Below are 8,436 nucleotides of genomic sequence, written 5' to 3'. Positions count from 1 at the left end.
CCGATGGCGATCAACACGTCGCAGTGCTGCATGGCCATGTTGGCTTCGTAGGTACCGTGCATGCCGGGCATGCCGACGAACTTGTCGCTGGACGAACGATACGCGCCCAGGCCCATGAGCGTGTTGGTACAGGGATAGCCCAGGCGATCGACCAGCTTGTTCAGCTCGGGAGAAGCATTGGCCAGGATGATGCCACCGCCGGTATAGATCATCGGGCGCTCGGCCGACAGCAGCAGCTGCAGCGCCTTGCGGATCTGGCCCGAGTGGCCCTTGTCGACCGGCTTGTAGGAACGCATTTCCACCGCCTTCGGATACTCGTAGGCGCAGGTATGCATGGTGATGTCCTTCGGAATATCGACCAGAACCGGGCCGGGACGGCCGGTGGTGGCGATAAAGAAGGCTTTCTTGACGGTCTCCGCCAGGTCCTTCACATCCTTCACGAGGAAGTTGTGCTTGACGCAGGGGCGGGTGATACCGACGGTGTCGCACTCCTGGAACGCGTCCTGGCCGATGGCGGTCGACGGCACCTGGCCGGAGATCACCACCATGGGAATCGAGTCCATGTAGGCCGTGGCCAGGCCGGTGACCGCATTGGTCACGCCGGGGCCGGAGGTCACGATGGCCACGCCGACTTTCTGCGAGCTGCGCGAATACGCATCAGCGGCATGCACGGCGGCCTGTTCGTGACGAACCAGGATGTGCTGGAATTTGTCTTGCTTGAAGATTGCGTCGTAGATATAGAGGACGGCGCCACCAGGATAGCCGAAGACGTGTTCAACACCCTCTTCAGCGAGGCAACGGACGAGTATGTCCGCGCCGGTGAGTTGCTCAGCACTCATGCTGCTTCCTTTCAAGGTCCATTGGAAATTGATCGGATGTTCTCTCCTGACGGAATCGCATTCGTCGTCTTGCCGGCAGCATCCCTTTATTGTGCGGTCACGCCGTTTCTGCGCTCCAACCGTAGTGGAGTTTGAAACGTCGCTCAACGCGACTCGTTCAGCCTTGGTACAAATCGACTTCTACAGATTCCTCGCGCTTGTGGCACGGGTTAGAACAAACAAGCTTTAAACCTATAAAGCGTTTCCTCGAACCGGCACGACCTTATGTGAAGCACCGGCAAGGAACAAAAACGCCCCAGATGTGGGAGGCGGGAAACAGGACAGTAATGCGTTGCATCATTTTGGTCAAGCGAATTCCGGTGAAATCGTTGCCAATACTCGCGTTCGCTGGGGCCGCCGAGGATAAACTTCAGGACAAAGAGGACCATTTTTGCTAGCATTCGGTCTGCTTTTTGACGATTTCTTGCATTTTTCGCATCTACGCCGGCCTGGATGCAAGTTTTTAACTGATCTGACCGGTGACCCATCCGGCACACCGTATTGCATGGCAACTGACAAAGAACTCTCCGATTTTCTTGAAAGTGTCGAACGCCGCGCCTTCAAACAGGCGGTGTATGCCGTGCGCAAAGATGAAGCCGCGTTGGACATCGTTCAGGATGCAATGATCAAGCTGGCCGAGAAATACGGCGACAAGCCTGTCGATGAACTGCCGATGCTGTTCCAGCGCATCCTGCAGAACACCATTCATGATTTCTTCCGCCGCGAAAAGGTGCGCAACACCTGGGTGAGCCTGTTCTCCAGCTTCGGGGGCAATGGCGGCGACGGCGAAGGCGGCGACGATTTCGACCTGCTGGAAAGCCTGGAATCGGAAGACGGCTCCCAGGCTGCCGAATCCAGCGCAGACAAGGTCGAGCGCGAGCAGACGCTGAACCTGATCGACGCCGAAATACAAAAGCTGCCAACGCGTCAACGCGAAGCATTCCTGATGCGTTACTGGCAGGACATGGACGTGGCGGAAACAGCCGCCGCCATGGGTTGCTCCGAAGGTAGCGTCAAAACCCATTGCTCCCGCGCAACGCACGCGCTGGCTCAAGCTCTCAGAGCCAAAGGAATCTCATTATGAACAACAAGGAAATGCAATTCGCCTACAAGGTGAAGCTGGCGCTTGACGCCAATCTTGACAACCTGTCCGACGACACCTTGCAAAGCCTGTCGGCCGCGCGTCGCGTGGCCTTGGCGCGCAAGAAACAGGCCCCGATCCACAAGCGCGTGGAACAGCCGGCGCTGGCCGGCGCCTTCGGTGGCACCATGATGTCGTCCGAGAAACCGTCGTGGTGGAGCCGCTTGGGCGTGGCAGCACCGCTGCTGGTGGGCATCATCCTGTTCGCCGGCATCTACCAGCATGAAAACGCCAAGCGCGTGAGCTACCTGGCCGACATCGACGCGGCCGTGCTGTCCGACGAGCTGCCACTGTCGGCGTATCTGGATCATGGTTTCAACGCTTTCCTGGCTGAAAAGGGACAATAAGACGATGCACAAGACCACCGGCACTCCTTTGAAGGCTTCCGTCCGCCTCTCGCGCATAGCGCTGGCGCTGGCGGTGCTGGCCGGTGGATTGAGCTGCGCCTGGACCGTGGCGCAGAACGCGCCCTCCACTGCAGCGGCACCGTCGGCCACGCCCGCCACACCTGCACCAGCCGCCAGCCCTGCCGCAACGGCACCGGTGGCCGGCACACCCGGAACAGCTGCAGCACCTGCCGCACCGGCCGCCACCCATGCCAGCAAATCCGCCGGCAGGTCCATAGCACGCAAGCCCGAGAACAAGCTGGCCTGGGCCAATCTCTCGCCCGCCCAGCATCAGGCGCTGGAACCGCTGACCGGCGAATGGCCGCGCATGAGCGAACTGCAGAAAGAAAAATGGCTGGAGATCGGCAAGCGCTACGCCAAGATGAAGCCGGAAGAACAGCAGCGCCTGCATGAACGCATGCGCGACTGGGTCAAGCTGACCCCGGCCGAACGCAGTGCCGCCCGCACCAATTACGCCCGCGCCAAGAAGCTGGATGCGGAAGAAAAGCACGAGCAATGGACCAAGTACCAGCAACTGTCTGAAGAGCAGAAAAAGAAACTGGCCGAGTCCAAGTTGCCCAAGCGCGTGGCCAAGCTGCCGACCTCGCCGTCGGCTGCCGCACCGACCATCCAACTGCCCACCGAGGCGCTGGATCGCTCTCTGCCCGTGACACCTGCTCAGGTCCCGGCTCCGGCGGTGGCTCCCGCGCCGTCTCAGGTGCCTGGCTCGCAAGCCACGCCAGTGCCGGCGATTGCACCGACTGCCGCGCTGCCCACCACCGTGGCCGTCAGCGCTGCGGTGACTCCTGTGGCAAGCACCACCAGCGACGGCAAGTAAGCCGGCCTCTTCCGCTCCGCCTCCTCCGCCAGATTGATTGAAACCGCCCCTTGGGGCGGTTCGCGTTTCTACCCTCGTCAAGACCGTCCGTGAAGCCGCAAAGGCATACCTCCCTTGCCACGCAGGCTTGCCCCTTGCTCTGCCTCAAGCCGTCACATAGGCAAGCGCGCCTGATTGCATTACCATCTGCCGGCCACAGCGTGCACGGTGTGCGCTGCTTCTTCACTCCACCCTAGCCAGAACGGAACAAACAGGAACCATGCCGGAATTCACCACGCCCTCCCTGCGCCGCCGCATGAGCAGCATGCTGTACGAATCCATGCTGCTGTTTGGCGTACTGTTCATGTCGGGCTGGCTGTTTTCCACGCTGCTGCAGCAGCGTCATGCCCTGTATCTGCGCCATGCGCTGGAAGGCTGGCTGTTTCTGGTTCTGGCGATCTATTTCGTCTGGTTCTGGACCCATGGCGGCCAGACCCTGGCGATGAAGACCTGGCGTTTCCGCGTGGTCGACCGCGACGGCCAGCCCTTGCGGCTGGGACGCGCGCTGTTGCGCTTCGTGCTGGCCTGGCTGTGGATCCTGCCGGGACTGGCCCTGGCCTCGCTGGCAAGGGGCCAGGCCTGGTTGCTGGTGCTGATCCCCGCCGCCAACCTGCTGTTATGGGCCATGACGTCGCGCCTGGATCCGCAAGGACAATTCCTGCACGACCGCCTGGCCGGCACCCGCCTGGTCGACATGACGGCCCAGCCGAAGGCCGCCGGCAGCACGGCCGAGGCCAAGTCATGAAGCGGACATGAGCGCCTCGCTGCGCTCTGTTATGCTCTCGGGCGAACGCATGCAGCCGCATGCCCTTGGACCTGATCGCCTCCGACCGACGCCCGCATGATTTCACGCATCTCCAGAACCCTGCTCCTCATCCAGTTCGGCATTGCGATCCTGTTCTACTTCCTGCTGCGGCATTTCGACTGGCCCATCCTGGCCGCAGCTGCCGGCGGCGTGCTCATCGTATTGCTTCTGCGCGCCCAGATCACTGCCAACAGCTTCTTCCTGACCTGGCCCTATCGCGGCCGCACCTCCAACCCGGTGACCATCACCTGGCTGCAGATCGCCACCCTGTTCCTGCGCGAATTTCGCGCCACCATGCTGTGTTCCTCGTGGGGCATGCCCTTCCTGCGCTTCGACCAGTTCAGCTATCCCGACACCACCTCGCTGCCGGTGCTGCTCATCCACGGCTACGGCTGCAACAGCGGCTACTGGCGCTGGCTGAGCCTGGAACTGCGTGAAGCTCACATCACCCACTATGCGCTGGACATGGAACCGGTATTCGGCAGCATCGATGAATACGCCCCGCTGGTGCACGCCGCCGTCCAGCGCGTGCTGGCCGAGACCGGACAAAAGAAGATCGTCATCGTCGCCCACAGCATGGGTGGCCTGGCCGCGCGCGCCTACCTGCGCGACCACGGCTGCGACAGCGTGGCCCGCGTGATCACCCTGGGCTCGCCGCACCATGGCACGGCCATTGCCAACTTCGGCATTGGCATCAACTGCGGTGAAATGAACTGGCTGGGCCGTTATGAAGAAGGACGCAGCAGCGAATGGCTGCAGAAGCTCGCGGCCACCGAAGAAGCCGATGCGCTGGGCCACATCGTGTCGATCTATTCCCACCACGACAACATCGTGTCGCCGCAGACCTCAGCGCATCTGGAGGGCGCCTGGAACATCCCGGTCATCGGCATTGGCCACGTGGCGCTGGCGCTGGAACCGTCCATTCACAAGATGGTGATCGAACTGATCCACAACGCCCGCGACTGACGCAGGCGCTCGCGGACACCGCAAAGCAAAATGCCGCCCCGGCACGAAGCGCGGGACGGCATCTCGGTGACAACGAGGACGCAGCCAGCGGCTGCACCCTCAACGGACTTACTTCTTGGAAGCGTCCTGGATCTTCTGCCCGGCCTCTTCCACCTTTTCACCGGTCTTCTGCGCCAGATCCTTGGCACCTTCCTTGGTCTTTTCGTAGGCTTCCTTGGCGTCGGCCTTGGCCTTGTCCAGCGCGCCATCGAGCTTGGAGCCGGATTCAGCGGCCTGATCCTTGGTCTGGCCAGTCACTTCATCAAGCTTCTTGCCGGCATCCTGCACGGCACCGTCGATCTTCTTGCCCAGCGCTTCGGCCGGACCCGGTTCTTCCTTCTTCTGGCAGGCCGCCAGCAGGGTAATGGCGGCCACGCTCACAGCAACACCAGCCAGCAGTTTGGACATCTTGTTCATGTTCTCATCCTTTCCGTTCATATTTGACGATCCCGATCTGTCGGGATTCGAGGTGAAGATAGCACAGCAGCATGTGTCGGCCTGCCGCTGCCAAATTTGCTTACATTTCTTGCAAATCCGTCGATCATCGCGAAACATCGCTGAACATCAGCATTTCCTCGTCGGAAAAACCCGCCGCGCGCCGCGCTTCCAGGTTGAAGGGGCCGCGCAAAGGCGGGGCGCGATGGCGCTGGCACAGTTCGGCGAAAGTCGTCACCGGGTCCAGCTGGCGCTGCTCGCACAGCCAGTTGAACCAGCGATTGCCGATCAGCACATGGCCGACTTCGTCACGCATGATGATGTCCAGGATCTCGGCGGCCGCCAGGTCGCCCGCCTGCGCCAGCTTGGCGCGTACCGGCGGGGCGGCATCCAGCCCGCGCGCTTCCAGCGTGCGCGGGACCAGGGCGATGCGGGCCAGGACGTCATCCTTGGTGGACTCGGCCATGTCCCACAGGGCATTGTGGGCGGTGAAGTCGCCGTAGTCGTGACCCAAGGTCTTCAGGTGATCGGCCAGCAAGCTGAAGTGATAGGCTTCTTCATCAGCCACCTGCAGCCAGTCTTCATAGAACTCGCGGGGCATGCCGGCGAAGCGCCAGACCGCATCCAGCGCCAGGTTGATGGCATTGAACTCGATATGCGCAAGCGCATGGATCAGCGCCGCCCTGCCCTCGGGCGTGCCCATGGAACGGTGCTTCACCTGCAGGGGAGAAACCAGCTCGGGCCGCGCCGGGCGGCCAGGAATGCCGCTGCCGGATTCGGCGGCGGCCAGGTCATCGGTTTCCAGCGCTAAGTGACCGGCCTGCCAGGCGGCACGCAAGGCCCGCACGGAACTGCACTTGACGGCGGGATGCATTTCTTTCAGGCAAGACAACGCGGCGCTACGCACGTGGGTGAATGAAAAGACTTCATCTGGGGACGAGACGTGATCCAAGGAACTGACTTTCAGGGAAGGTAAAATACGCGGTTGAGGACGCCGGCTTTGCCACCATATGAAGATAAATGTCCAATCTTGCAAGACAAGGACAAGGCAAACAAGCCCGGCACCATCCACCGACCAGCAGGTAACGAGGAGACAATTTTATTATGGCGATCTACCAATTGGCGCAGGACATTCCCGAGATCCACGAGACCGCCTTCGTGGCCGAGTCGTCCACGGTGGTGGGCAAGGTCAGGATGGAAGCCCATTCCAGCGTCTGGTTCAACGTCGCCATTCGTGGCGACAATGAACTCATCACCATTGGTGAGAACAGCAATGTGCAGGAAGGTGCGGTATTGCATACCGATCATGGCTATCCGATGGTGATCGGCAAGAACGTCACCGTGGGACACCAGGCCATGCTGCATGGCTGCACCATTGGCGAGGGCGCGCTGATCGGCATCCAGGCGGTGGTGCTCAATGGTGCACGGATCGGCAAGAACTGCCTGGTCGGAGCCGGTGCCCTGGTGACCGAAGGCAAGGAGTTTCCCGACAACTCCCTGATCATCGGAGCGCCTGCCAAGGCGGTTCGCCAGTTGAGTGAAGAAGATATCGCGCGCATGCGGGCTGGCACCGACAGCTACGTGCAGCGCGCGCAACAGTTCAAGACCCAGCTCAAGCGCATTGCCTGAGCGGTCAAGCAAAGGAAACGATGAAAGACACGCTGCAAAAATTCCTGGTCGACAACGCGCCCGTTCGCGGCGAGCTGGTCGAGATTTCGGACACCTGGCGCCAGGTGCAAGCCCGCCGAGACTATCCGGTCGCGGTGCGCACGCTGCTGGGCGAGATGCTGGCGGCGTCCGCCCTGCTGTCGGCCAACCTGAAGTTCAACGGCATGATCGTCATGCAGATCCATGGCGACGGCCCGGTCAAGCTGCTGGTGGTCGAGTGCGACTCCGAGCTGCAACTGCGTGCCACCGCCAAGCTGGCTGATGATGCCGAGATCGCTGACGACGCAACGCTGACCGACCTGGTCAATGCCAATGGCAACGGCCGCTTCGTCATCACCCTCGACCCCAAGGACAAGCTGCCCGGCCAGCAGGCCTACCAGGGCGTGGTCCCGCTGGATGGCGAAAGCGTGGCCACCGTCATCGAGAATTACATGCTGCGTTCCGAACAGCTCGATACCAAGCTGTGGCTGGCAGCCGATGAAAAGGTCTCGCGCGGCCTGCTTTTGCAGAAGCTGCCGTCCATCGGCGGCAATGCGGCCCCGACCGTCAAGCCGGAAGGCGAGCTGGAAGACTGGAACCACATGGTCATGCTGGGCGACACCCTCAAGCGCGAAGAACTGCTTTCCACCGATATCGCCACGCTGATGCATCGGCTGTTCTGGGAACAGACCATCCGCGTCTTCGATCCGGTGCATCCGCAATTCCACTGCTCCTGCTCGCGCGAGAAGGTTGGCAACATGCTCAAGATGCTGGGCCAGGAAGAAGTGGCTGAAGCCTTGTCACAGATGGAAAAACTGGCCATTGACTGCGATTTCTGCGGCCAGCATTACGAGTTCGATGCGGTGGACTGCGCGCAGCTGTTCGTGGCCGATGTGGGTGGCGCGAGCGAGGCGAGCGACGCGCGGCATTGAATTGATGCGAGGGGATGGGCAGAAGAAATTCGGTAAAAACGGAAAGATCACCGTCGCGGCAATCTTGGGCGACGATCCGGCAATCGCCACGCCTATAATCGCCAGATGACTTCCCATACCCGCCCCCTCGCCGACAAGTATTCCCAGGCCCGTGAAGCCGGCCCGTCTGCCCTCGGCCCGCAGACTCAAGAAGAGCAAAGCCTTCTGGCGCTGATCGAGGAAGGCCTGCACGCCAGCCCTTCCATCGATATCGCCATCGACGACCTCGCCAGTCAACTGCGCGAGCGTATCCGTACCAAAGCTTGATGGTTGAGCATGCGCATCCGCCTG

The 8,436-nt window shown here is 61.4% G+C and carries 11 protein-coding genes; 8 read left to right on the top strand and 3 right to left on the bottom strand.

Features of this window, described 5'->3' with window-relative positions:
- Positions 1 to 839: thiamine pyrophosphate-binding protein (locus tag B3873_RS02620; protein ID WP_286863893.1), on the bottom strand; the 839-nt coding region annotated here is incomplete at its 3' end.
- Between the two features lie 544 nt (positions 840 to 1,383).
- Between B3873_RS02620 and B3873_RS02615 the strand changes: the two genes are divergently transcribed.
- The 5 genes from B3873_RS02615 to B3873_RS02595 all read left to right on the top strand — a co-directional run bounded on the left by B3873_RS02615 (position 1,384) and on the right by B3873_RS02595 (position 5,053).
- Entirely contained in the window at positions 1,384 to 1,962 is a 579-nt protein-coding gene (locus B3873_RS02615) for an RNA polymerase sigma factor (RefSeq protein WP_039786760.1), read from the top strand.
- On the top strand, positions 1,959 to 2,366 hold the full coding sequence (locus B3873_RS02610; RefSeq protein ID WP_286863892.1) for a DUF3619 family protein: 408 nt from the start codon (positions 1,959 to 1,961) through the stop codon (positions 2,364 to 2,366). Before B3873_RS02615 ends, B3873_RS02610 begins: the two co-directional genes overlap by 4 nt.
- A 4-nt stretch (positions 2,367 to 2,370) precedes the next feature.
- On the top strand, positions 2,371 to 3,243 hold the full coding sequence (locus tag B3873_RS02605; protein ID WP_286863890.1) for a DUF3106 domain-containing protein: 873 nt from the start codon (positions 2,371 to 2,373) through the stop codon (positions 3,241 to 3,243).
- Between the two features lie 259 nt (positions 3,244 to 3,502).
- Entirely contained in the window at positions 3,503 to 4,027 is a 525-nt protein-coding gene (locus B3873_RS02600; protein WP_286863889.1) for an RDD family protein, read from the top strand.
- Positions 4,028 to 4,123: 96 nt separating this feature from the next.
- Positions 4,124 to 5,053: an esterase/lipase family protein gene (locus tag B3873_RS02595; RefSeq protein WP_034334485.1), complete on the top strand. Its 930-nt coding sequence runs from the start codon at positions 4,124 to 4,126 to the stop codon at positions 5,051 to 5,053.
- 108 nt (positions 5,054 to 5,161) lie between these two features.
- On the opposite strand, the gene B3873_RS02590 is transcribed toward B3873_RS02595, so the two are convergent.
- Both B3873_RS02590 and B3873_RS02585 read right to left on the bottom strand, forming a co-directional pair.
- On the bottom strand, positions 5,162 to 5,509 hold the full coding sequence (locus tag B3873_RS02590) for a hypothetical protein (protein ID WP_034334487.1): 348 nt from the start codon (positions 5,507 to 5,509) through the stop codon (positions 5,162 to 5,164).
- Positions 5,510 to 5,633: 124 nt separating this feature from the next.
- Complete coding sequence (locus B3873_RS02585; RefSeq protein ID WP_286863888.1) at positions 5,634 to 6,479, bottom strand: ferritin-like domain-containing protein; 846 nt, start codon at positions 6,477 to 6,479, stop codon at positions 5,634 to 5,636.
- A gap of 152 nt (positions 6,480 to 6,631) precedes the next feature.
- Here B3873_RS02585 and B3873_RS02580 point away from each other — a divergent pair, with 152 nt between their 5' ends.
- The 3 genes from B3873_RS02580 (at position 6,632) to B3873_RS02570 (ending at position 8,412) form a co-directional block, all read left to right on the top strand.
- On the top strand, positions 6,632 to 7,156 hold the full coding sequence (locus B3873_RS02580; RefSeq protein ID WP_034334491.1) for a gamma carbonic anhydrase family protein: 525 nt from the start codon (positions 6,632 to 6,634) through the stop codon (positions 7,154 to 7,156).
- Positions 7,157 to 7,176: 20 nt separating this feature from the next.
- A complete protein-coding gene (gene hslO / locus B3873_RS02575; protein ID WP_121039106.1) occupies positions 7,177 to 8,106 on the top strand; it encodes an Hsp33 family molecular chaperone HslO in 930 nt (309 codons plus the stop codon).
- Between the two features lie 105 nt (positions 8,107 to 8,211).
- On the top strand, positions 8,212 to 8,412 hold the full coding sequence (locus B3873_RS02570; RefSeq protein ID WP_134221983.1) for a hypothetical protein: 201 nt from the start codon (positions 8,212 to 8,214) through the stop codon (positions 8,410 to 8,412).
- Positions 8,413 to 8,436: the final 24 nt, after the last annotated feature.

This window comes from Herbaspirillum sp. UBA812 (assembly GCF_002296545.1).
Classification (GTDB): Bacteria; Pseudomonadota; Gammaproteobacteria; order Burkholderiales; family Burkholderiaceae_D; genus Herbaspirillum; species Herbaspirillum huttiense.
Note: the sequence above shows the minus strand (reverse complement) of the source record. Positions and strands in the feature narration are given on the sequence as shown.

What these genes read in the sequence shown, in the direction of transcription:
- B3873_RS02595 (WP_034334485.1), top strand. Translation starts at nt 4,124, where the DNA reads ATGATTTCACGCATCTCCAGAACCCTGCTCCTCATCCAGTTCGGCATT.
- B3873_RS02600 (WP_286863889.1), top strand. Translation starts at nt 3,503, where the DNA reads ATGCCGGAATTCACCACGCCCTCCCTGCGCCGCCGCATGAGCAGCATG.
- B3873_RS02570 (WP_134221983.1), top strand. Translation starts at nt 8,212, where the DNA reads ATGACTTCCCATACCCGCCCCCTCGCCGACAAGTATTCCCAGGCCCGT.
- hslO (WP_121039106.1), top strand. Translation starts at nt 7,177, where the DNA reads ATGAAAGACACGCTGCAAAAATTCCTGGTCGACAACGCGCCCGTTCGC.
- B3873_RS02615 (WP_039786760.1), top strand. Translation starts at nt 1,384, where the DNA reads ATGGCAACTGACAAAGAACTCTCCGATTTTCTTGAAAGTGTCGAACGC.
- B3873_RS02610 (WP_286863892.1), top strand. Translation starts at nt 1,959, where the DNA reads ATGAACAACAAGGAAATGCAATTCGCCTACAAGGTGAAGCTGGCGCTT.
- B3873_RS02590 (WP_034334487.1), bottom strand. Translation starts at nt 5,509, where the DNA reads ATGAACAAGATGTCCAAACTGCTGGCTGGTGTTGCTGTGAGCGTGGCC.
- B3873_RS02580 (WP_034334491.1), top strand. Translation starts at nt 6,632, where the DNA reads ATGGCGATCTACCAATTGGCGCAGGACATTCCCGAGATCCACGAGACC.
- B3873_RS02605 (WP_286863890.1), top strand. Translation starts at nt 2,371, where the DNA reads ATGCACAAGACCACCGGCACTCCTTTGAAGGCTTCCGTCCGCCTCTCG.